The 22,416-nt window shown below is 46.6% G+C and carries 22 protein-coding genes, 1 other RNA gene and 1 other annotated feature; of the genes, 7 read left to right on the plus strand and 16 right to left on the minus strand.

Going from position 1 to position 22,416, the window contains the following annotated elements:
* Positions 1-79: 79 nt before the first annotated feature.
* The 3 genes from ACIFQN_RS13180 to rnpB all read right to left on the minus strand — a co-directional run bounded on the left by ACIFQN_RS13180 (position 80) and on the right by rnpB (position 5,299).
* Complete coding sequence (locus tag ACIFQN_RS13180; RefSeq protein ID WP_429833487.1) at positions 80-2,134, minus strand: molybdopterin-containing oxidoreductase family protein; 2,055 nt, start codon at positions 2,132-2,134, stop codon at positions 80-82.
* 193 nt (positions 2,135-2,327) lie between these two features.
* Positions 2,328-4,673: an S-layer homology domain-containing protein gene (locus tag ACIFQN_RS13185; protein ID WP_429833488.1), complete on the minus strand. Its 2,346-nt coding sequence runs from the start codon at positions 4,671-4,673 to the stop codon at positions 2,328-2,330.
* A gap of 237 nt (positions 4,674-4,910) precedes the next feature.
* An RNA gene (gene rnpB, locus ACIFQN_RS13190) (RNase P RNA component class B) lies at positions 4,911-5,299 on the minus strand.
* Positions 5,300-5,495: 196 nt separating this feature from the next.
* Here rnpB and ACIFQN_RS13195 point away from each other — a divergent pair.
* Both ACIFQN_RS13195 and ACIFQN_RS13200 read left to right on the plus strand, forming a co-directional pair.
* Positions 5,496-5,804, plus strand: coding sequence for a HesB/IscA family protein (locus tag ACIFQN_RS13195; RefSeq protein ID WP_429833489.1), 309 nt, complete (start codon positions 5,496-5,498; stop codon positions 5,802-5,804).
* A 15-nt stretch (positions 5,805-5,819) separates the two neighbouring features.
* A complete protein-coding gene (locus ACIFQN_RS13200) occupies positions 5,820-6,353 on the plus strand; it encodes a gamma carbonic anhydrase (RefSeq protein ID WP_429833490.1) in 534 nt (177 codons plus the stop codon).
* Between the two features lie 138 nt (positions 6,354-6,491).
* Here ACIFQN_RS13200 and ACIFQN_RS13205 read toward each other — a convergent pair whose 3' ends face one another.
* The 3 genes from ACIFQN_RS13205 to ACIFQN_RS13215 form a co-directional block, all read right to left on the minus strand.
* Positions 6,492-6,974 carry a GNAT family N-acetyltransferase gene (locus ACIFQN_RS13205; protein ID WP_429833491.1) on the minus strand — a complete coding sequence of 161 codons (483 nt, stop codon included), beginning with the start codon at positions 6,972-6,974 and terminating at the stop codon, positions 6,492-6,494.
* Between the two features lie 125 nt (positions 6,975-7,099).
* Positions 7,100-7,813: a class I SAM-dependent methyltransferase gene (locus ACIFQN_RS13210; protein WP_429833492.1), complete on the minus strand. Its 714-nt coding sequence runs from the start codon at positions 7,811-7,813 to the stop codon at positions 7,100-7,102.
* A 113-nt stretch (positions 7,814-7,926) separates the two neighbouring features.
* The gene (locus ACIFQN_RS13215; protein ID WP_429833493.1) at positions 7,927-8,625 is read right to left on the minus strand and encodes a DUF1385 domain-containing protein; all 699 of its coding nucleotides are present in this window, start codon (positions 8,623-8,625) and stop codon (positions 7,927-7,929) included.
* A gap of 77 nt (positions 8,626-8,702) precedes the next feature.
* Between ACIFQN_RS13215 and yfkAB the strand changes: the two genes are divergently transcribed.
* Together yfkAB and ACIFQN_RS13225 are read left to right on the plus strand one after the other, a co-directional pair.
* Positions 8,703-9,818: a radical SAM/CxCxxxxC motif protein YfkAB gene (gene yfkAB, locus ACIFQN_RS13220; protein ID WP_429833494.1), complete on the plus strand. Its 1,116-nt coding sequence runs from the start codon at positions 8,703-8,705 to the stop codon at positions 9,816-9,818.
* Between the two features lie 32 nt (positions 9,819-9,850).
* Positions 9,851-10,111, plus strand: coding sequence for a small, acid-soluble spore protein, alpha/beta type (locus ACIFQN_RS13225; RefSeq protein WP_429833495.1), 261 nt, complete (start codon positions 9,851-9,853; stop codon positions 10,109-10,111).
* On the opposite strand, the gene ACIFQN_RS13230 is transcribed toward ACIFQN_RS13225, so the two are convergent.
* The 5 genes from ACIFQN_RS13230 to ACIFQN_RS13250 form a co-directional block, all read right to left on the minus strand.
* The gene (locus ACIFQN_RS13230) at positions 10,108-10,230 is read right to left on the minus strand and encodes a hypothetical protein (RefSeq protein WP_429833496.1); all 123 of its coding nucleotides are present in this window, start codon (positions 10,228-10,230) and stop codon (positions 10,108-10,110) included. The two genes, ACIFQN_RS13225 and ACIFQN_RS13230, sit on opposite strands and share 4 nt — an antisense overlap.
* 68 nt (positions 10,231-10,298) lie before the next feature.
* The gene (locus ACIFQN_RS13235) at positions 10,299-10,487 is read right to left on the minus strand and encodes a hypothetical protein (protein ID WP_429833497.1); all 189 of its coding nucleotides are present in this window, start codon (positions 10,485-10,487) and stop codon (positions 10,299-10,301) included.
* Between the two features lie 97 nt (positions 10,488-10,584).
* On the minus strand, positions 10,585-10,959 hold the full coding sequence (locus ACIFQN_RS13240) for a LysM peptidoglycan-binding domain-containing protein (RefSeq protein WP_429833498.1): 375 nt from the start codon (positions 10,957-10,959) through the stop codon (positions 10,585-10,587).
* A gap of 427 nt (positions 10,960-11,386) precedes the next feature.
* Positions 11,387-12,145 carry a tryptophan--tRNA ligase gene (trpS, locus tag ACIFQN_RS13245; protein WP_429833499.1) on the minus strand — a complete coding sequence of 253 codons (759 nt, stop codon included), beginning with the start codon at positions 12,143-12,145 and terminating at the stop codon, positions 11,387-11,389.
* A 104-nt stretch (positions 12,146-12,249) separates the two neighbouring features.
* Positions 12,250-12,505: a binding site (T-box leader), on the minus strand.
* A 119-nt stretch (positions 12,506-12,624) separates the two neighbouring features.
* The gene (locus ACIFQN_RS13250) at positions 12,625-14,157 is read right to left on the minus strand and encodes a fumarate hydratase (RefSeq protein WP_429833500.1); all 1,533 of its coding nucleotides are present in this window, start codon (positions 14,155-14,157) and stop codon (positions 12,625-12,627) included.
* Positions 14,158-14,341: 184 nt separating this feature from the next.
* On the opposite strand from ACIFQN_RS13250, the gene ACIFQN_RS13255 reads away from it, so the two are divergent.
* From ACIFQN_RS13255 to ACIFQN_RS13265, 3 genes are all read left to right on the plus strand, one after another.
* Positions 14,342-16,306 (plus strand): beta-propeller domain-containing protein, encoded by a 1,965-nt coding sequence (locus ACIFQN_RS13255; RefSeq protein ID WP_429833501.1) that lies wholly within the window; start codon positions 14,342-14,344, stop codon positions 16,304-16,306.
* A gap of 83 nt (positions 16,307-16,389) precedes the next feature.
* The gene (locus ACIFQN_RS13260) at positions 16,390-17,079 is read left to right on the plus strand and encodes a tetratricopeptide repeat protein (RefSeq protein WP_429833502.1); all 690 of its coding nucleotides are present in this window, start codon (positions 16,390-16,392) and stop codon (positions 17,077-17,079) included.
* Between the two features lie 165 nt (positions 17,080-17,244).
* Positions 17,245-17,868: a SurA N-terminal domain-containing protein gene (locus tag ACIFQN_RS13265; protein WP_429833503.1), complete on the plus strand. Its 624-nt coding sequence runs from the start codon at positions 17,245-17,247 to the stop codon at positions 17,866-17,868.
* Between the two features lie 61 nt (positions 17,869-17,929).
* Here ACIFQN_RS13265 and ACIFQN_RS13270 read toward each other — a convergent pair whose 3' ends face one another.
* The 5 genes from ACIFQN_RS13270 to ACIFQN_RS13290 all read right to left on the minus strand — a co-directional run bounded on the left by ACIFQN_RS13270 (position 17,930) and on the right by ACIFQN_RS13290 (position 22,274).
* The gene (locus ACIFQN_RS13270) at positions 17,930-18,625 is read right to left on the minus strand and encodes an MBL fold metallo-hydrolase (protein ID WP_429833504.1); all 696 of its coding nucleotides are present in this window, start codon (positions 18,623-18,625) and stop codon (positions 17,930-17,932) included.
* A 244-nt stretch (positions 18,626-18,869) separates the two neighbouring features.
* Positions 18,870-19,658, minus strand: a complete 789-nt coding sequence (locus ACIFQN_RS13275; RefSeq protein WP_429833505.1) for an ABC transporter ATP-binding protein — start codon at positions 19,656-19,658, stop codon at positions 18,870-18,872.
* Between the two features lie 151 nt (positions 19,659-19,809).
* Positions 19,810-20,247, minus strand: coding sequence for a hypothetical protein (locus ACIFQN_RS13280; protein ID WP_429833506.1), 438 nt, complete (start codon positions 20,245-20,247; stop codon positions 19,810-19,812).
* Positions 20,244-21,071, minus strand: coding sequence for a DUF3100 domain-containing protein (locus ACIFQN_RS13285; protein WP_429833507.1), 828 nt, complete (start codon positions 21,069-21,071; stop codon positions 20,244-20,246). The genes ACIFQN_RS13280 and ACIFQN_RS13285 overlap by 4 nt, the downstream gene beginning before the upstream one ends.
* Before the next feature lie 27 nt (positions 21,072-21,098).
* Positions 21,099-22,274, minus strand: a complete 1,176-nt coding sequence (locus ACIFQN_RS13290; protein WP_429833508.1) for an amidohydrolase — start codon at positions 22,272-22,274, stop codon at positions 21,099-21,101.
* Positions 22,275-22,416: the final 142 nt, after the last annotated feature.

Raw genomic sequence — 22,416 nt, forward strand, 5'->3', positions numbered from 1 at the left:
CTCCATAAACCGTATGGAAAAGGGCTTATGCTAGTACGCCCGTTTGTCCCTTAAAACAAGAAAAGGCGCGTTGCAGGTATCAACATTTTGCTACATCGACCCGTCCTGAAAAGAAGGTAGCTCCTCCGCCCATATCTGCAATTCGATCAGGCGTCAGCGCATTCACAAAATGCTTGGACTGCGGCGAATCTGCCCATAGTCCCTGACTGACAACGACACCTGGCAGCACATTCTCACCGACGGAAACAATGAGTTCACATTCACCCCGGTCGTTCCAGACCCGAACGGTATCTCCCTCTTTGATTCCTGCTTTCGCTGCATCATTTATGTTCATATGCAGACGGGGATTTTTTTCCATTCTGGTGTGTTTCTCATTATTGGAAAAAGTTGAGTTTAAAAAGTTATGATTCGGTCCCGGGACAAACAAGTACGGATACGGTCCATCTTCAGGGAGAGGGATATACGTTGGCAAAGCTGGATACCCTTTGTCAGCCATCGCCTGTGAATACAGTTCAATTTTTCCGCTAGGTGTCGCCATTTTCCCCTGAAAAAACGAGGAGACGTCTGCCTTCATGTAATTCTTTTTGGCTAGCTCATCAAAACTGATCTTCTGCATATACGGATTATGATGATTGTACAGAGCTTGCCGAACCATGTCTTCATCCGAATCGCGAAAAGCCGGCTCATCATAGCCCATGGCCGCAGCAAGCAAGCGGAATACCTCCGAATTGGATTTGCTCTCATGGTACGGTTCGATCACGGGTTGTTGCAGTTGGATATAATGATGCCAGTAAGATGTATAGAAATCCATATTCTCATAAGACGAAGTCGCGGGCAGTACGATATCGGCGTAAAGGGCAGTCTCAGTCAAAAACAAATCGTGTACAACTGTAAACAAATCCTCTCTCGCAAGACCTTGTCTCACTTTGTTCCCTTCCGGCGCGACGATGGCAGGATTGCTCGTGTATACGTAGAGGGACCGAATAGGCGGCTTTGTTTCGAGCAAGGCCTTCCCTATTTCATTCATATTGATCAATCGTGTCTGTTTGTTTTGCAACAGATCGGGACGCTGCAGCACCTGCTTGTTGTGCTCCAAAAATCCCTTGTTTCCCTTTATCGCTCCGCCCCCTTTGACGAGCCACTGCCCTGTGAGAGCAGGCAGACAAGCAATCGTTCTGACGCACATTCCGCCATTGTCGTGATGCTGAATTCCGTTTCCAATGCGTATAAAGGAGGGTGACGTCTGACCGTACATTCTAGCCAAGCGATATATACTTTCCACGGGAATTCCCGTAATGCTAGATACCGTCTCTGGATCGTACTGAACAACATGTTCTCTCAGTTGCTCGTGGCCCACTGTATACTCTTCTAAGAAGGAGGAATCTACTCCGTTTTCTGCAAACAAAATATGCATGATTCCGAGTGCCAGAGCGCTGTCCGTTCCGGGCAATATCGGGATAAACCAGTCTGCCCAACGACCTGTTTGATTTTTGTGGACATCAATTACAACTATTTTTGCCCCGTTTTTACGTGCCTGTTCAGCAAGCACTACCTGATGCATGTTTGTACTTACTGTATTTATTCCCCACATAATGATGAGCTTGGAATGAATGGTATCTTCAGGATCAGTACCAAAAGCACCACCCATCGTATAATTGTAGCCTACTCCACCTGCACTGTTGCAAATTGTCCGATCCAGCAGGCTGGCGCCCATTCGGTGAAAAAACCGGCGGTCCATGCCTTCTACGTTGATCCTGCCCATATTTCCGTAAAAGCTGTAAGGCAGGATGCTCGTAGGACCCTCTGTATCGATCAATGTGCGCCAGCGTGTCGTAATCGTTTCAATCGCTTCTTCCCAGCTAATTCTGCTGAATTGTCCGCTTCCTTTTGGCCCTACTCGCTTCAGTGGATAGGCGAGGCGCTTTTCATCGTAGATGCGCGCTGTCATATTGCGGACTTTATTGCAAATGTTTCCTTTGGTGACAGGATGATCGGGATCGCCCTCAATTTTTACAACCATGCCATCCTTTTTATGCAGCAACAAGCCGCATTGGTCAGGACAATCAAGCGAACAAACTGCGGGAAATACACCATCTTTTTGCGCGGTAAAAGTCACGATACGTCCCTCTTTCATATTTAATCCAGCGATCTATCAGCATGAATCCATGTATCCACATCGAAGAACATCGTTTCCACATTCTTCTTATTTTATCATGAATTCAAAAGACATTCCCACCCTTCCTCACGTCCCACGCTCGCCCAAAAAAGAAGAGACGATCCCTCTCCGATAATGTATCGAAGATCGATCGCCTCTCACAAAAGCTTTTTTACCGTTTGACAACGACCACAACATATACTTGGCCTTCATCGTTCGTCCACAGATCTACTTTGTCAGTTGACTTGATATCTTTTGTATCCATGGCAGATCCATCGTAATACTTCACTTTTGCATCTTTTGTCAGCTTCAGGCTTGTTGTGTCATCCGCGTAGAAAATGTACTTGTCTCCATTCACACGAGACTCAATGCCGATGAATTTTTGATTTTCCTTCGCTTTCTTCCCTTGGACAGAAGCAGAGATAACTTCCCCATCTCGATCCATTGTAAGCGTTACGTACTCAAATTGGTCGACGTCTTCCACTGCATCCTCATCACTTACCTTGTAAGTCTTACCATCTACTTCTACTTTTGCCGAAATCACGCTGCCATTCTCACGACGCACTTCTACCGATTCAACCAGGCCGCTTACTTTTTTCATTGCGCTGGAAATAGCTTTTACCTTGCCTGCATTACTCAGTGTCAAGGTGTACTCTTTATCATTGGTCGCTGCATCACTATCAATGGATACATCTGACAAGAGTTCATACACTTTGCCATTCACCGTAATTTTATTGCCAGATTTCTTCGTAACGTAGCCTGTTACGGTTTGTTTTTCCAGAGTCAGCTCCACGATATCATTCGTGCCAACATTGTACTTCCATGTGATGATTCTAAAATCATTGAGCATATCTTCCTTGATCGTTGTAGGAGATGCGCTGCTTCCATCAATCGTTAGCTTGGCAGTAGTTAAAATATGGTACGACTTTCCGTCTACCTTGATCGTCGCCAGCTTGGCAGGATTTCCAGCTTGGTAGCCTGTTGTACCTGTGATCAATTTGTTGCTCGCTACCCCGACGCCTTGTTCTACCTTGGTCAGGTTCCCCTCTTCATCAAAGGTGAGAATCGCTACTTTGTTGTTTGACAGTTCATCTAATTCATCTACTTCTTCTTCATCGACAAACAGTTTTGTATCGCTCAAAACTTCATAATCAACGCCGCCAATGCGAATCAAGTTATCATCTGTATCTACCGTAATCGTGTCTGTCACACTCAGCTTGGTGTAGACGATTGCCGTTACTTTTCCGTCAACATCCAGAGTCAAGTCGACCAAATCACCCTTTTCCAAATCGCTAAAGGAAGCTGCTATCTCTTTTGCTTGGGGATGCGCTTTTCCTTTCACCGTTGCTTTTGCGTCCAATACATAAGTGGTTCCGCCGACCTTGATCTCGTTTTTCGCATTCGAACCGCTGACAGTCGACACTTTTTCTACAAGTCCAGATGTGGTGTTCTTGTTAAAAGTGATCGATTGGATTTTGCCATTATCACCGACTACGGCAATAAATTTTTGGCCAATTTGGGAGCGCGTCACGCTTACTCCATCTTCTACTTCCAGCACAACTTCTTTATTGCCTACGATCGCTTTGAATTTCTTCTCGTCTCCTACCGCAGTCGTGAAATTCAATCCCGTCTTCACGATACCCTCTACAATCTGATCGTCAGCAGTAGCGACAGTCAGGAAAGCCGCCTTGCCGTTTTTCACGATGTATTCGACCCGTGCGCCTACGATGACATTGCCGAATACTTGTGCATTGTCAGAGAGCACTACTTCGTCTTTTTGCCCAACCAGCTTCAGCTTCTTACTGGATTTGTCGTACGAAGCGACTGTGCCTTTCACTACTGGGAGTTTTTGGATTGTTCCTTTGGCGTTCCCATTCTTGTCATAATACGCGCCGTTTGCATAAACTGGCGTTTCCATGAAGCGGTCTGTATATTTCGCCACGATATCGCGTTTAGCCGCAGATGTCGGGGTCTCCTTTGTATCATAAATCCCCGCTTTGTCAGCTTCCAGCAAGTACGGGAAGTACCATTCCCCTGTTGTGGAAGGATTCACACTGATTTTTAGTCCTTGGACAAATACGGTTAATGCTTCGGCGATTTTCACGTTGTTGTTTGGTTTGAAGGTGCCATCTGGATATCCTTTAATGATACCTTGTGATACAGCTAGGTTTATGTAGCCGGTCGCCCAGTGACTTGCTGGTAAATCTTTAAATGCTGTAGAGCCTTGCAAAAGCTTGGCTTGCTCATCCGTGTACCCCATTGCCAATACGGCAATTTTTGCAAACTCTGCTCGGGTCACTTCTTTGTCGGGTTTGAATGTACCGTCAGTGTAGCCTTTCAGCACTCCAGCATAGTTTAATTTCAGAATGGCATCTTTATTGGCATTTTTGGCGATATCCGATAAAGGTAGCGCAGTCGCAGCCAATCCCGTATTCGGTATGACCAGCATCCCGGCCAAAATCGCTCCCGTTACTATTTTTTTCAAATCCTTGGCAGATCGTGCCTTCAAGTTCTGCAAAAGAAACCCCTCCATAAATTTCTATTTTTTCAATCAATGCCCATTCATTTCATGCACCCTTTTGATCAAATGTCAGAAGTGCAATCCGTAGAACCATTTTTTTGGGCAAGCGTTCTATTTGACGTTATCATATGTTGAAAAGTTGCACACCTATTTTCTGAGAATTTCTTCCAATGAATAGAAATGCAAAAAAACCGTCTGAAAATCAGACGGTTTTACTTTCGTTCCAGCAGGAAATGCTATAAGCCAGGTTCTGTCTCTCCCGTGCTTCAAGCGGGACAATCCCTCGCACCAAGAGCGGTAGCCATCTATCTATGGCATCCAAGGATACCATCCGTCCCTTCCGTTTGATTCCTTCGGGACGGTTCCCCTACCTAATTTGGGTTTCTCGCTCGCAGGGTTTACCGCGTTCCATCTTTTCTGTCGCCAGAAAAGCTACGTTTCTGTGGCACTTTCAGCGTACTCGGGCCTCAGAGAGAGCCCTTTCCACGCCGTCAGCAAGACCAACGCCTCACTGCCCTGGCTTGCACCAGGTACGAACACTCCAAGCATCTCAGCCTGGGCGAGCCTGGACTTTCCTCTACCGCCAATCGTCGAAACAATCGCGGCAGCGACTACCCGCATTTCCTGCGTATCGGGATCAGTAATACATACTCTAACATATGCTCATACTTGTGGTCAACACATGGTGATTGGAAGTTGTTCCACATTATGGAACCGCTCTGAAATTACTCGGGCTTCTGGGCTTGCAAGTGATGTATCTTCTATTCGTTCCTCTGGTCAACCTGTAGTACAATAAATATGCTACAAGGAGGGTTGACCGTGATAACCATTACCCCACTCGCCGCTGCACGCCTTGCTCTGATGATTGCGGAAGAGGCTGATGCAGACACGCTAGGGATCAGGCTGGTTCCCACAACAACGGGTTGTGGAAGCTATACCTACAGTATTGCCATAACGGAAGCGCAGACGGGCGATCTTGTCCAGGATATACATGGCATTCGCTTTCTTTATCAAATCATGGACGAGGAGAAACTGACAGGAACGGTGATCGATTACGATCCAACGTCTGGTCGCTTTTCTATCCTTCATCCCCGACCTCTGCAAACTGATTGCTCGCACACTTATTAGCTTAGGAGGATTTTTATGTTACTGCTTACCTTTCAAGATAGCAAACCGCGTATTCACCCATCTGTTTTCCTTGCACAAGGCTCCGTCGTCTCAGGGGACGTGGAAATTGGCGAGGATTCTTCTATTTGGTACAACACCGTGATCCGCGGGGATATCGCTCCGACTATCATTGGAAAACGGGTTAGCGTCCAGGACAACAGTACGCTGCACCAAAGCCCAAACAACCCTCTCATCCTCGAAGACGAAGTCACCGTTGGACATAATGCGATTTTACATAGCTGTGTCGTCCGTCGTGGTGCATTGATTGGCATGGGCGCGATTATTATGGATAGAGCGGAGATTGGAGAGGACGCCATGGTTGCCGCCGGAGCGCTTGTGCCTCCCGGAATGAAAGTCCCCCCTCGTTCACTCGTCGTGGGCAACCCAGCCAAGGTGAAACGGGAGCTGAGTGAAGCTGACTTCAAAGAGCTGATTCGCATTCGCCAGTCGTATGTAGATAAAGGAAAAATGTATCGCAAGCTTGAGGAGAGTCCATTGGACAGAGAGTAACATCGGGATTGGGCTGGAAATGCTGTAAGAACGAGGATAAGACTAAAACAGATGAAACTGTTTTAGTCTTTTTTCATGTCAAAAAAGAACGGGATCGTAAGGAAATCCGACCAACGCTGAAGCTGCTTGCATGTGAACCTATGTATGCTGCAAAGGTAAACTCATAATATACTGTTCACCTTTCGGGCCCATTTTTCTCCTGCCCGTGTCTACAAACCCGACTCTTTCATAGAGTCTCTGCGCAGGGATGTTTTTGTGGTTAACAGCTAAAACAATTTCATCACATGTGGGGAATTCCGTTTTCACAAATTCTCTTAGCAAGAGCATTCCTTGTTTAGCAAAGCCTTTTCCTTGCTTTGCATGATTAATGGAAAACGACGTGAGCAGCATCGCTTTGTTAGGTGAATACTCCTTTACCCGATCTGTGGCATGCAGTAAGAAAAAACCTACAGGCTCACACTCACTTGTAATTACAATCGGGTGCTGCCCCTCCGTCACCTCCCATACCCTATGTGGCAAGGACGTGAACTGACTTTGTTCGTCGGGTAGTTCAAAAGTGCGCAATACCGCTACATGATTTTGTGAAAAATGCGTTAACGCAACAGAAGCAGCCTCATTCATCCGTGTAGACTCCTTTTCTTGGTTTGCTTATATCTTATCACAAGAACATACATTCGTCATTTGGTTTTCTCTTTCCTATACTCTGCAAACAAAAAAAGCCGCAACACGGGCGGCTCTTTCTCAACTTATTTGGAAATTCGCAAATAATGGGTAGCACCGTCAAGAAATCGAAATAACGTCGGCTCCAGAATAGCCTTATATCCCCGTTCTTCCATCGTACTCATCAGCTTCGCGAGATTCTTATATGGCTGTCGATTCAATCCTACAGTTGGATAAAGCCGGACCTGACCACCCGGCCTGCAAACTCTGACCAGCTCTGTCAACGCATTTAGATGAAACTGCTCATCAAACTGCTGATGGTACAAAAATAAAAAATGGCTGCCGACGACCAATGAAAACTGGTCATCCTCAAAAGGCAAGTGGGGTAATAAGCCCGGAATAAATGTCTTTTTCGCTTCATCTGCGGCATACGCACGTATAAATCGCTCCAGGGAGTCTTCCCTGTTTTTTTGGTGTCTGTCCAGTGATCCATAATAATCCCAGTGAAAAGCAGAGGCGAGACGCGCTAGCTTTTCTGTTGATTCAGCGATCTCCTGCTTCCCTTTGATATAAATGGCATGAGGCTCCATATCGTAGAGTGGATCCACTGCAATGGCCGTTAGCCCTTTTTGGTTGGCTTCTGCCGTAAAGGAAGATGCCCCTGCTCCAACATCCAGAATAGGGCCTTTTTCCATCAATTCCGTGGTCAGCGAAAACATGTCCACATACTCCTGATAAGAACGGCACGTCATGGCTACTCCTACCTGCTCATACACATCTTCATGCAGCTTTTTACTCATCTCGTCTCGGCTCTCCTCTACTCGATCTGACGTTCTACACTTTTCTATGCTCGGCTCTTCTGACCACTGCCTATTTTTGTATAAACAAAAACAGGTGTCTAAATATTACCAAATCATCGAATGTTGTTCAAGTTAAGCGCTTGCCTACGATCTTCTTCCCGAATATGTTCAAACAACATATACGAGCGGATCGCTGTCTCCAGATGCAGCCGATCAGGCTCTTTGGTTGTAAAATACTTTTGAAAAAACCCGGAGAGCTTGTAAATTAAACCGCAATATTTACGCAATACACGATCTCCAAACATGCCGGCTAACAGTCCGATGACTCCACAAGCAATACTCCATTGCATCGGCAAAAAGAAAGCGGACAACAAAAATCCTGTGAAAAACCAGACCACGAGATTCGTCGAGCACCCATCATTCACAATATTGGCACGGGCAATTTCTCCCAAGACCGAGAGTGACTTTTTCCCATGATAGCTAAAGACCTTATGTTCTGCTCCATGAAATTTTTTCATCATCCGTGGAAATACGAAGTGAAAGCCTGCAATATAGACGGCTACCCAAAGAGGATCGATGATCTCCCAAGCAGGGTTTGCCAACGTCGCTCCTACATAGCACGCTAGCATCAAGTGAAATAACTGATAATACCATGGAAAGGAAAAAAAGATACGATACCATAGCTTTCCAATTGTTCGAATTGTGATTTTTTCTGCCCACAAATGGATGACACCGTCCTTGACTTCCGCACATGCCAGCACATTGCGATCATGAAAAAGGACACCGCGTCCAAAAGACATCCCCATAATCATATCGTAAGCTATTCTCCTTCCGCTCTAATGTCGTTATAATAGGTTGAATGTACGCAGTATGAAGGAGGTTTCCACAATTGATCCGCATGGTTCCAACTACACCACTCACACCTGGGCACGATCCATGGGAGCCGTTGTTCAATGCGACACCACCCGCCTATAAGCTAACCAGCGTCGAATTTACCGTTACAAATCTATGTAACCTCCGCTGTGAGCATTGTGCGGTAGGTGATACATTGCGATACAAAGACGATCCCGCTCTGCCAGTCGATCTGATACTTCGCAGACTAGACGAAGCAAAAGATCTGCTTACTCTCAGTATAACAGGCGGAGAACCCATGTACAGCGAGCGCACCGTGAAAGAAGTGATACTCCCTATTCTTCGCTATGCAACAGATCGCGGCCTGCGAACACAGATTAATTCCAATATGTCCATGCCGTTTTCCCGCTATGAGCTGATTCTGCCTTACATAGATGTCATGCACATTTCCTGGAACTGGGCAACACCTGAAGAATTCCATGATATTGTTTACGCAAAAGCAAGGCAGTCGGTTTCAACCAAACAGGCAGAAACTTTCTTTCACGGCATTATGGAGAGCGCAAGGAAGCTGGCAGATGCAGGCGTATTTGTTTCAGCGGAAACAATGCTGAATCATCGGACGTGGCCGAAGCTTGAGATTCTTCATCGCCAGATACAGGAAATGGGCAGCCATCGTCACGAGGTCCATCCGATGTATGCGAGCGATTTCGCCCGCGATCTGGATGTCTTATCACTTGCACAGCTTCGTCAGGCCGTTCATCGGATGCTCGACATTCGCAATGAAGAGCTTTGGATGCTGTTTGGCACGTTGCCGTTTTTTGCATGCAGTCCCGAGGTAGCTGACCGCGAACTGATTCATCGTCTGCGAGCAGCCAAAAACGTCACGACCCGTAATGACCCGGATGGGCGCAATAGACTCAACATCAACATTTTTACCGGTGATGTGATTGTGACTGACTTCGGCGATGTCGAGCCTCTGGGCAACATCCAGACAGACCAACTGCAGTCGATGTTTACCAACTGGCAAAAGCACGCGCTTAACCAAAAAATTAACTGCTTCTGCCCTGCCGCTGCATGTGCTGGACCTAATTTACTCGTAGCGAATACCTATTATCCGCATACTGATTTTACCGAACGTAAGGCACTCGTCTAAATGGGTACAATAAGGGCAGAGGTGAGTACAGCATGAGCAGACGAAGACGCCCTCTTGTCCCCCACGCACGAAGTGGCCTTGATACACTAAAAGCCCGTGTGGCAAACGTTGAAAACCCTGACCAAGCTAAATATGAAGTCGCCCAAGAAATGCATATCCCGCTTCAACACGGGTACAACGGCCAGCTCCCCGCCGAGGACGCTGGCCGCATCGGCGGGCGATTGGGAGGCAGCATGGTCAAGGAATTGGTGCGAATGGGTATGCAAGCGATGAAGCAAAAAGGAAACAACTAATCAACGATGCAATCACCCGGAAACCCTGCTGTGCTTGGGTGTAGATCCGCAACAATCGTAATTGCAATTGGCATCAATGCTCCGGCACCCAGTCCTTGGATACTACCTGGCACTTGCATAAAAAGAACCGCATCCATGAAAGGTGGACGCGGTTCTTTTGCATTTTCCTAGTTCGATTCATTGCTTTTTAGCGGAGTCGATCCAGCTTTTTGGCACTCGGCTTACGTGGACCGAGCATAGTACGACTGATATTGTTCACTTTGTGGAAGGAATCAAACACTTGATCGATGACTTCCACCAGTTCCCGAATTTGCACTACTTTTCCATAAACGCCCATGAAATGGTGTCGTACGATTTTCCCGTTTATCCCAAACATGGCCGCACCTCCTTCTGATCTCTCCTACCACCTTATGCAGCAAAGCGGCAAGAGGAAATCGAGAAAACAGGGAAAATTACTTGAAACTTGCATTTAATTAACGCGGCTGTGGAGTCCCTGTTGGACGTGGGCGAGGTGGTGGTGGTGGTGGCGTTGACGGTGGAGCGGGACGCTCCAGGCGCGTGACACGAGTCTCTAATCGCGTAATGCGACTCTCCACGCGATCAACCCGGTCATTCAACTTGGTATAGTCATCACGCAGCGCATCCACTCGTCTTTCCAACCGATCCAGTCTGCGATCTACTTCATCGGTTGGCGTTGGTGTCGTTGTAACAGGGATGTACAGGTTTTGACCAACATAAATGTAATACGGATAGGCGATATTATTCACTCGGATCAACTCCTGAACCGGGACGCCAAATCGAGCAGCGATGCTGTTCAGTGTATCTCCCGAACGGACTACATAGTTCACGCTTGATCACTCCCCCATTGTTTTTTATTCGTTATTAACCTATGCCCGCCCGGATCGTACGGAAATAAACCAATACCCATTTTTTGCAGAATGGTCAAACACCCAGTATAAACGCCGTGTCAGGCACCGAATTACGCAGGCTAATGGAAATGAAAAACACGAGGGGAGTCAGATCAAGCCTTTAGAATTACCTTTTATTCAAAAGTAGTTCATACTCATTGCCTCACGGACCTCATTCATGGTTTCTTTTGCTGCAAGGCGCGCTTTTTCTGTACCCGACATAAGAATGTCATCTACCCTTTTAGGATGATTTTGGTACAAGATTCTCCGTTCCCTCATTGGTTCTAATAAACCGTTAATGCTTTGAGTGATTCTTTGCTTGCATTCCATACACCCGATTTGCCCCTTTCTGCAGCTTTCATAAATCTCATCGGAGCCTTCCCTGCGAAAGGCTTGATGATAAGCATAGACTGGACAAAATTTCTGGATGGCCGACATCCGTTTTGTGGATTCGGTCAGGATCAGTCAGCGCTTTTTTTATCTTCTCACGAACCTCTTCTTGGGTAGAATCCAAATCAATGGCATTTCCAAGGCTTTTGCTCATTTTATTGTTTCCATCGAGTCCAACAAGGCGGGGGACATCCCCAACCAGTTCTCTTGGCTCTACCAATACAGGTTTATATAGCTGGTTAAAGCGCCGCACGATTCTTCTGGTTTGTTCAATGTGAGGCACCTGGTCCTCTCCGACCGGGACCAACGTTGCTTTGCAAAAAGTAATATCTGCTGCTTGACTTACCGGATATCCAAGGAATCCATAGTACATATCCTGAAATCCGCGTTCCACTGCCTCCGCTTTAATCGTAGGATTGTGACGAAGGGAATTGACTGTCACAAACATGGAAAAGTACGTCGTTAACTCAGCAATCTCTGGAATCAACGATTGTATAAATATGGTTGCTTTATCTGGGTTCATTCCTACGGATAAATAGTCCAACGCTACATTGCGCAGGTTCTCTTTGATCAATCCCGGATTTTCGAAGTGGGTAGTCAGCGCTTGAACATCTGCTAGGAGCAAGTATGTTTCATATTGATGTTGCAACTCCACTCGGTTCTTTAAGCTTCCAACGTAATGTCCAAGGTGAAGTTTTCCCGTAATCCGATCTCCTGTTAAAATACGCTCTTTCATGTATGATCCTCCTCATCATTTGGCATCGGTAACGTAAACGTGACATCCACCAACCGTCCTCCATGGACATCCCCCCTTTCAAGGAATGCAAAAAACCCCGCCCAGTAAAGGACGAGGTTATCGTGGTACCACCTTTTTAATCGCAACAAGCGATTCACTCTAAAGTACGGTAAGGAACCAGAAATTCCTTACGATACTCCTCTCTTGATAACGGGGAGAGAATCCCGGCAACGCCTACTCATTGTTCAGCGGAGCGATTCAGAAGCCCATTCGGCATCAGGTGAGGATCGGTTCGCAGCAACCACCGACTCTCTGGACCTCATGATCTGATGCGTACTTGCTCTTCTTCAACATCGTTAATCCGTTCTTTTATTGATTCCCATAATCATAGCAGAAATGATTATAAAATCAAATGAAATCTTGCGAAATAAAAAAGCCCCCAGCAACACTTCTCGTGTGCCAGAGGCTTCCCAATCTTCTTATTTAAATACCGGGTCAGCAAATTGTGCCAATTTCTCGAGGGAGGATTTTTCAACATCAGCATGCAGGCTGTTGCCATGGGAGTCCATGGTTACGATCGCTGCGAAGCCTTTTACGCGCAGGTGCCACATTGCTTCCGGAATTCCGAATTCCATGAAGTCAACGCCTTCTACTTTCTCCAGGCATTCTGCATAGTATTGAGCCGCTCCGCCAATTGCATTGAGGTACACTGCTCCATGCTCATTCAGTGCTTTTAGCGTTTTCGCTCCCATCCCACCTTTACCAATTACAGCGCGGATACCAAATTTCTTGATGATGTCACCTTGGTAAGGCTCCTCGCGAATCGAGGTAGTAGGACCTGCTGCTTTTACGTGCCATTCTCCCGCTTCGTCTTTTAGCATAACCGGACCGCAGTGATAAATGATGCCACCATTCAAGTCTACTGGGCAATCGTTTTCCATCAGATAGCTATGCAGGGCATCGCGGCCAGTGTGCATTTCACCATTGATGATAACCACGTCGCCTACTTTCAGGCTGCGGATTTGTTCTTCTGAGATTGGTGACTGCAAGACAACTTCACGGCGAGTTTCAGTTGCCTCTGCTGTTGCCGCAGGAGTCAGGTCCATTTCAACCACTTCATCTTTGTACAGGTAGCGTTTGATTTCTCCTGTCTCTGGATTGAGGCGTACACCTTGACGGCGGAAAGCCCAGCAGTTGTACGCAACAGAAACGAAGAAGCTGGCTGGCAGACGGTTTTCAACGCCTACCTTACAGCCGAGCAGGGTTGCATTTCCGCCAAACCCCATGGTTCCGATACCCAATTGGTTGGCTGTTTCCATGATGTAGGCTTCCAGCTTGGCCAGATCGGGGTTTGGATTCACGTCATCCACACGGCGGAACAGCTGGTGTTTCGCCAGTGCGTATCCAGAGGTACGGTCACCACCGATACCAACACCGATAAAGCCGGCACTGCAACCTTGGCCTTGAGCTTGATATACCGCATGCAAGATGCATTTGCGCACGCCATCCAGATTGCGGCCTACTTTGCCTAGACCTTCGAGCTCACAGGGCAGGGAGTATTGAATGTTCTTGTTTTCACAGCCGCCGCCTTTAAGGATCAGCTTGATTTCAATATCGTCCTCTTCCCATTGTTCGAAATGAATAACAGGAGTTCCAGGACCCAGATTGTCACCGCTGTTTGCACCAGTCAAGGAATCTACGGAGTTGGAACGCAGCTTTCCTGTTTTGGTAGCTTCAACGATCGCTTCCTTGATCGCCTTTTTAATGATGATCTGATTGACTCCAACTGGCGTTTTTACCTCAAATGTCGGCATACCTGTGTCTTGGCAGATTGGAGATACGTTCTCTTCAGCCATGACAACGTTTTGCGCGATCGTGGACAAAGAAATGGCTGCACGTGTGCCCAAATCCTCATTCACCTTTGCTGCATTGACGGCACGACGTACGTCTGGCGGCAGGTTTGTAGAGGTATCGGTGATCAGTTCCAAAATGCTTTGCTTCAAGTTTTCCATCTATGACGCCCCTTTAGACGAAGTGGTGTGATCGGTATCATAAACCGCCTATTATTATAGCACATGCTCTCCCACCTGTCCGTAGATTGCAGCCCAAAGCTTAGGTTGAAACATTCCGGTCTTACAACCGTCTTATAACCAGGAATCTTTTCCAGCTAGAAAAAACATCCAAAGGAGGATGAGTATGAAAAAAAGACGAGTGACTCTCTTTGCAGGGGCATTGCTTCTAGCGATTACTCCATTTCTGTTTGCGAACGGGACGATCAAGGAAGCAACCGTGGCGGCGTCAGACAACGGTGGAATCCCTCTGGTAGGGTCCTACGACAATCTAAAAAAGCTGCTCCAGAAAGAAGGAGCCAATACCATGTACTTGTACGGCGCTCCGGCAATGGAGGGCGCGGTAGTCACCAAACAAGCTGCTCCCCAAGTGAGGTCTGGTGATTCCTCTGGTGCAGGGTCTGAGGCCAACTATTCGACAACCAATACACAGGTACAAGGCGTGGACGAAGCAGACATCGTCAAAACGGATGGCACCTATCTCTACCAAGCTACAAACAAAGAGGTGCGGATCATAAAGGCATACCCTGCCGATAAACTGGCGGTCGAATCTCGCATCACATATGAGGACGGGCTTTTTCAACCACTAGAAATGTTCGTTGATGAAAAAAGACTGGTCGTAATCGGGCAAGCTCACCAATCCACCCAGGCACCAGCTATTCCCATGTCTAAACGCGTCATCCCCCACTACCATGAAAAACAAACGGTGAAAGCACTCATCTATGACCTCGCTGACAAAAAACATCCGATTCTCACTCGACAGCTTGAAGTGGAAGGACAATACCTCTCCTCGCGAAAAATAGGTTCCAACTTGTACCTCACTGCAAATAACTATGTAGACACCTACCGAATTCTAGCGGAGAAGGAAGAGGTGCCGGGGCCAGTGTACCTAGACAGCGCTCAGGGTGATGAGTACAAGACCATCCCTTATAGTGATATTCGGTACTTTCCCGAAAGCATCCACCCTGACTATTTGATGGTTGCCGGCGTCAATCTGGATGATGCGAAGAAAAAAATGTCGATGAATACCTACTTGGGTGCGGGAGAAAACATTTACGCTTCCAAAGAAAACCTGTACGTCGCTGTTACTGAATTTAATGCTGTTCCCGTTAAAGTCAAACCCCAAGAATCGTTTGCACCTAAACTGATAGCGCCTTCAGTAGACTCCAAAACGACTGTTTATCGCTTTGCCATGGACAAAGGGAATCTCACTTTTTCCGGCAAAGGAGACGTACCCGGACGGATTCTCAATCAATTTTCGCTGGATGAGCACGATGGGTACTTACGGGTGGCTACGACAAGCGGAGAAATGTGGCGTACAGATGAAAATACTTCCAAAAACAATCTGTATGTATTAGGCAAAAACCTGTCCGTTTATGGCAAACTAGAGGGCATTGCCCCTGGCGAGCGCATCTACTCTGTACGCTTTATCGGGGATCGTGCATACATGGTTACCTTTAAAAAGGTAGACCCGCTGTTTGTCCTTGATTTGGCAAACCCAGAATCGCCCACTATACTAGGTGCCCTCAAGATTCCGGGCTACAGCGATTACCTTCACCCTTATGACGAGAACCACATCATCGGATTTGGCAAGGAAGCCGAATCGGATAAAGACTGGGCTTACTACCAGGGAATGAAAGTAGCTCTCTTCGATGTCACGGATGTCACCAAGCCAGAGGAAAAATTCAAGACGGTAATCGGAGACCGGGGCACAGATTCTGAGCTGTTGTCTAATCACAAGGCACTGCTGTTCTCCAAGGAAAAAGATCTCTTGGCATTTCCAGTGACCGTTTACGAATGGAGCGATGAACAAAAAGCGAAAAAAGACATCCGCGATTACGGGCAGTTCACTTTCCAGGGAGCCTATGTTTATCACCTTGATTTACAAAAAGGCTTTACCCTGACCAGCAAGATTACACATCTGGGCCAGGAAGAGATGAAAAAGGCTGGTGAAGGCTGGTACCAAAGCGAGAAAAATATCAATCGTATCCTTACTATTGATGACACGCTTTATACCGTTTCGGACAGTTACGTAAAAGCACAGCAGCTCTCGACAAAACGGCAGATGGGAACTCTGCCACTGACGAAATAGCGGTAATGCTCTGTCACGCGGACTGGTTCTGTGCTAAGATGGGTAAGTGAACGAAAGCGTTATATAGAAAGGGTGTCACTTTCGTGGAGTATCTTAGTCTAAATTTGACATCAACACTTGCAGGGGTAGCGGCAGTTATTTTGGTCATGTTTATTCGGCTGCACTGGCCCTTTCGTTTCCAATATATGGCCAACTTATTTAAACGTCGTCTGGACGTTCGACTGCGCCTGCTCGATGCCTCTTATCGCAAGAACCGTTCGCGTGCAGTAGCGATGCTGGATAAATCGACACACGAAATTATGATTGGCAATTATGAACTTGCGGAAAAGTTTGTTGTGCAAGGAATTAATGTCTGCAAAGAACAACCATCCTTGTTCAATCAAGCCATGATTCACTATTTGTTCTATAATTTGGCGATTGTCTATTATTCGTCAGGACGCTATAGTGAAGCCTTGGAAGTCGCTTTTCGCATTTATCAGCGTGATCAAGGTATGACTGACTCGCTTGCACTGATTGCTTGCTCGCACGCGCGTCTGGGTGAAGTGGAAAGCGCTCTGGAGGCGTATCAGCTCATTGCCCGCAAACGCTCCGCTCGCGATTGGAAGCTATTCTGTCTGGCTGAGATCGAAGCAGCCAAAGGGAATTACGAACATGCTCTCGCCTACCTGCGCCAATTGATGGGAAAATCATCAGACCGTTTTCTGCACCTCAATCGGTCCGAACTGGAAAAACGCTTAGAAGAATGGCAAAAAGCCGCTACTCAAGCAGGCTGAACCCACCCTATGCTATGATTCACACGACCGTACATGTGTTTAACGGTGTGCGGTTTTCTTATGGGAATCAATTGTGGAATTCTTGTGAAGGAAAATTTCCATATTTCTCCCGTAACTCTGCCCTAAACTATGAGGCATACATGCATGAAAGAGAGGCCATTATTTATGAAAAAATTTGATGTATCCATCCTTACAGTATCCGTACTCGTCCTCGGACTCGTCGTGTTGGGCGTATCCCAAGCCAAAGAATCCGGTGACTCTACAGGAGCGGTCGTAGCAACAATCGGAAACACCAACATTACTCAAAATCAAGTGTATGATGAAATGAAGGGCAACGTCGGAAAAGAAGCAATGGCAAACATCATCGCCACTGAACTGATTAAACTGGAAGGTAAAGCTCAAGGAATCACCGTTTCCGATCAGGAGCTGGATAAAGTCATTAATCCTGTGAAGGAAAAATTGAAAACACCTGAAAAATTCCAGGAATATCTGGATGAAAAGGGAATGGATGAAAAAGCCTTCCGTGAACGAACAAGACTTCTCTTGCAACGTGACAAGCTGATCGAAAAAGCTTACCCAACCACGGAGAAAGACATCACCGAGTATTATGAAAAGAATAAAGAAAAGCTGGGCGGAACATTGGAACAGGTGCGTGCGCAGGTAGAGGAAAAGGTAAAAGAAAGAAACAGACGTAAAAATAGTAAAGAGTGGTTGGATTCCATGAGTAAAAAGTATCAGGTTAAAGTATTGGATCCTGCACTCGAAGCCGTTCCAGAAAAAGAAGAATAACACTCAAAAAAAGACTTGTGTCAGCATCTGATGATGTGACAGAAGTCTTTTTTCTTGATGTTTATGGCTTGACGAGCGATATCAACTGTTGGATATAGGGAACGATCTCCCCTTGCAGAATGAATCCATGACCAGTTGCCAGGTACTCAATCGGCCAATCCAACAATATTTCCAGGCCGTTTGCCCAGACAAGCGCTCGTTCAGGTTCCTTTTGCGAAAAAGCCCGTACGTACTCTATATATGCTGCCTTGCACTCATCCTCTGTCCCCGTGATCTGTCCTAGTTCTGTCTTCCTCTTTCCCATGATAAGATGATCGCCAACAAAACAGATTTTGGTCAATGGGTCAAAAAATGCTACAGAGCCTTCTGTATGGAATCCGAGGTGTCTAAATCGGAGTACGGGTAGGTCCCCACCACTTCCAGTAAAGGTGTGACCGAAAAGCGTTTGTGAATAATCATCAAGCTCATAATAATCCTCAAGATGGATCCAATTGTTGCGAGAAGGAAATAAGTCAGCATTCCCTATATGATCCGCGTGTCGATGTGTAAAATAAACGTACTCAATTTGTTTAGCCTTGACTCCTATCTCCTCAAGCGCCTTTTGAAAATATGCACGCTGCTTGCGCAGATGGGAATCAATCACCACAAACGCATTACCTTTTTTGATCACGTAGCTGCTGATACAGCTATTCCACGATTCTTCATAGGTAATGATCGCCCAGGTGGAGTCTGTGATCGGTGCAATCGCATTGGTCATGCCTCCATCTCTCCTCTCCTCCCAGATACAGTTCCTTACTGATATTATACACAATCATACAGAAACGTGCTGTTTTTAACGTGTAAGAAATTTTAAGCGCTTCACCGTACGAAAGCACCCTTGATAAAATTTTCTGTAACGCATAACAAGGTCTCAGCGTTCGCATCCGGCAATAACTGTGGTAAAACCCTCCGCTATAACGCGGTCGCTCATCCTTGAACTAGCCTCGATAGAGGTTTTCTTATCATACAGTTGCCTCTTCCCCGAGACTGATCCATGAGCGTCCCTGTGACCGCTGAACGTTTACTGGCACCCCGAAAAAGCGAGAGAGTCTCTCTGCGGTCAGCACTTGATCATTCGGCCCAGCCTGATCAACCGCTCCATCTTTTAGTAATAAGGTGTGCGTAAAACAAGGCAGAATCTCTTCGATATGATGCGTGACATACAAAAGTGTCGGTCCATTTGGTTGCGCCGCAATTTGTTCGATCATGGCCAACAATTGCTCCCGGGATAGTAAATCCAAGCCTGTACATGGCTCATCTAGAATCAATAGTCGCGGGGAAGCCATCAACGCCCGGGCAATTAGTACTTTTTGACGTTCGCCTTGGGACAGTGCACCGAATGGTCGATTTTTAAGTGCCGCGCATCCAAATGTAATGAGTAAATCTTCTGCCTTTTTTACATCCTCCGCTGACGGTACTGAATACAAGCCAATGGTTGCCTCTCGTCCGCTCAATATGACCCGGAACGCTGTTTCGTGTTCATGCAGTTGCGCGATTAATGCCGTGCTTACCCAACCGATTGATTTTCGAACTTCCCGTAAATCTACGGTTCCATACAGGTTACCCAATACATTGACCTCACCGGAAGTCGGCCACGTATAGCCACAGATTATTTTTAGAAGGCTTGTTTTGCCTGAACCGTTTAATCCAACTAAACACCAATGCTCATTTCCCCGTACTTGCCAGTTAATGTTTTGCAAGATCGTTGTCTCATCTCTTTGCCAGGTAACTTTTTTTACATCAAGAATCATATCCGCTCCACTCCAGTCTCTATCTTAACCGAAATCTTTCTGATTATTACGAGTATACCTGTCCTTTCCCTTTCCATCAATTCTTTTGTACATACAAACAAACCTCCACGGGCACAACTGCTCACGGAGGTTTGTTTGATAAGCCTTGAAATTAAAATTCCCCTTGGATCTTGAACACGATTTCTGCAAACAGCGTTGCAAATAGGAAGGTACCTGTAAAGACAACCAGCGAGACAACAACAATTCGCCAGCTTAGTTCTTTGAACAGATGAATGTCCTTACCCAAGGACAGACCCGCGTAAGCGAGAATCGGAGTAGCCAAAGCCAACAGGTTGATCTTTGCAATTGCTGCTGCGGTAAACGCATTTCCTGGAAAGAAAGGCGATGTGGCAATCATGGCAAACAGGGAAATCCAGACAATTACGGGTGACTTGAAAGGGAGAATTTTTGTGAACCCTATCCCAATTAATGTAATAACAGCAAGTAAAAGGATACCCGGTAAGGAATCACCTGGGCCAACACCATATCCAATCCAGTTCCCAATAAGGGCAATGAAACCAATGAGTAAAATCGTCAGTGCTTGATTCATGCGCTGCGTCTACCTCCTTCTGTAGTGGAAGCGTTTTTGCGTCCGATAACAGGCTCAAGCCGTTTGTACAGGCGCTGAGTAAGAGGCAACGAAATGAAGATACATACGTATGTTCCGACAATGCTCATCATCAGGTTAGCTGCACCAGAATAAAAGGCAATATCTTTGGTCGCTTCTGGGAAAATAACGGCCAACGAACCAGTCGCAGCTGCCATCATACTGCCTGACCCAACCGCAGCTCCCATCGCCAAGGAAATCGGGTGAAACAGACCGCTGCTTCCTAAAAGACTCGCTAGAATAGACATATAAATGGCACCAAACAAGGTTCCGCAAATATAAACGCCTAATGCTCCGCGAGCTTCCGCAGAATTCGCGCCAAACTTGTCCACAATAATCGCCAGGTTTGGCTCACGGTCAAGTGAATAAGTGGCACCGATCGACTCGCGCTTCAGACCGAGCCACAATGCAACTGGCAGCCCCAGTGCAATTGTACCCACAATATGTCCCACTTCTTGAACTAAAAGGGATACACCCGAACCAAGCAGCTTTGGCAGCTCTGGCCCAATATTGGCACCCAGTTTGCAAATAAAGAGGAGAAAGGAAATTCCCAAGATATTGGCAGCAGCGTTCATTTCTTTTTCTTTCAGAAATTTAAACTTTGGCCAACTGATAACACCGCCCAGAATAAGTGCATACAGCATAGGGAACAACGCGATGACACCGATTCCTATGTTGATTTTCTTTGTACCGATAAACTCTGTCACTGCCACAAGTGCAAGCACAAGTAAATGAAGCTTGTACACATTAGCGCGTCCCTCAGTCATAATGTTCCCCCAATTCAATCTCTTCTTTTATTCCATGACAACCTTTTCTGCTGCCCGTACGAACAACTCTACACCGCGAACGAGGCAATCCTCATCGAAATCAAAGCGTGGATGGTGGTGTGGATAGGTAAAGCCTTTTTCCGGATTGCCTGCACCAAGCTGAATGAAGCAGCCTGGAGCTTTTTTCAGATACTCTGAGAAATCCTCACCTGGCATTACTGGGTCGATGTAGACAATGTCGTCTTCCCCCCAGCGCTCGCGAATGGTGTCTTCCATCAGCCTCGTCACCTTTTCGTCGTTGACAACGGAAGTGTAACCGAGCGAGTAAGTGAACTCATAAGTCGCACCATGCGCTTCTGTAATACCTTTGACGATCTTCTCAATCCACACCGGAATGTTTTTGCGGATCTCCTCATCAAAGCAGCGGGTAGAGCCAGTAATGGTCAGCGTATCTGGAATGATGTTGTAGGCTGTACCTGCATTCAACATAGTGACGGAAATAACCACCTTGTCCAATGCACTAACATTACGGGAAACAATCTGCTGCAAATGACTGATGACCGAAGCCCCAATTACGATTGGATCGACTGTCATTTCCGGTTGGGAGGAGTGACCGCCTTTTCCTTGAATCGTGATGTCAAAACGATCTGTCGAAGAAGTCAAGGCGCCATACAGGATTCCGAATTTACCAACAGGCAGGTAGGATGCCAAGTGGATACCAATGATCGAATCTATTCCATCCGCTGCGCCAGCCCTCACGATTTCTGCGGCACCGCCTGGGGGCAATTCTTCAGCGTGTTGAAAAATAAACCGTACCTCGCCTTTGATCTTGTCCTTATATCCCGACAAAATTTTGGCGGTGCCCAGAAGCATGGCTGTATGTCCATCATGACCGCAGGCATGCATCACCCCGGACTTACCAGAAGCATAAGGAACCTCGTTCTCTTCCTGGATCGGCAATGCATCAATATCAGCACGAATTCCGAGGACTTTACCTGGCTGGGAGCCAATCAGGCGGGCGACGACACTCGTTTTCGTCGGACGGGTCAACTCTAAATTACCAAAAGATTCTAACGTTTCATAAACGTATTGAGACGTCTTGTCCTCTTGGAACGACAATTCCGGGTGCTGATGAAGATACCTGCGCCAAGCAACTACCTGCTCCGCCACTTCAGCAGCCAGTTTCTCTGCATTCCAACTCATTTCATCCACTCCTTTTGCCTGTCAAACGTAATGCTATGCATTTGTGTTAAGTAATATTAAAAAAAATAGCTTATTGTGAATCTTACCATGCTTTTTTAAAAATAACAAATGTCCATTTCACGAGGACACTCCGTGCAGATTA

The sequence above is a fragment of the Brevibacillus sp. NRS-1366 genome (assembly GCF_050467985.1).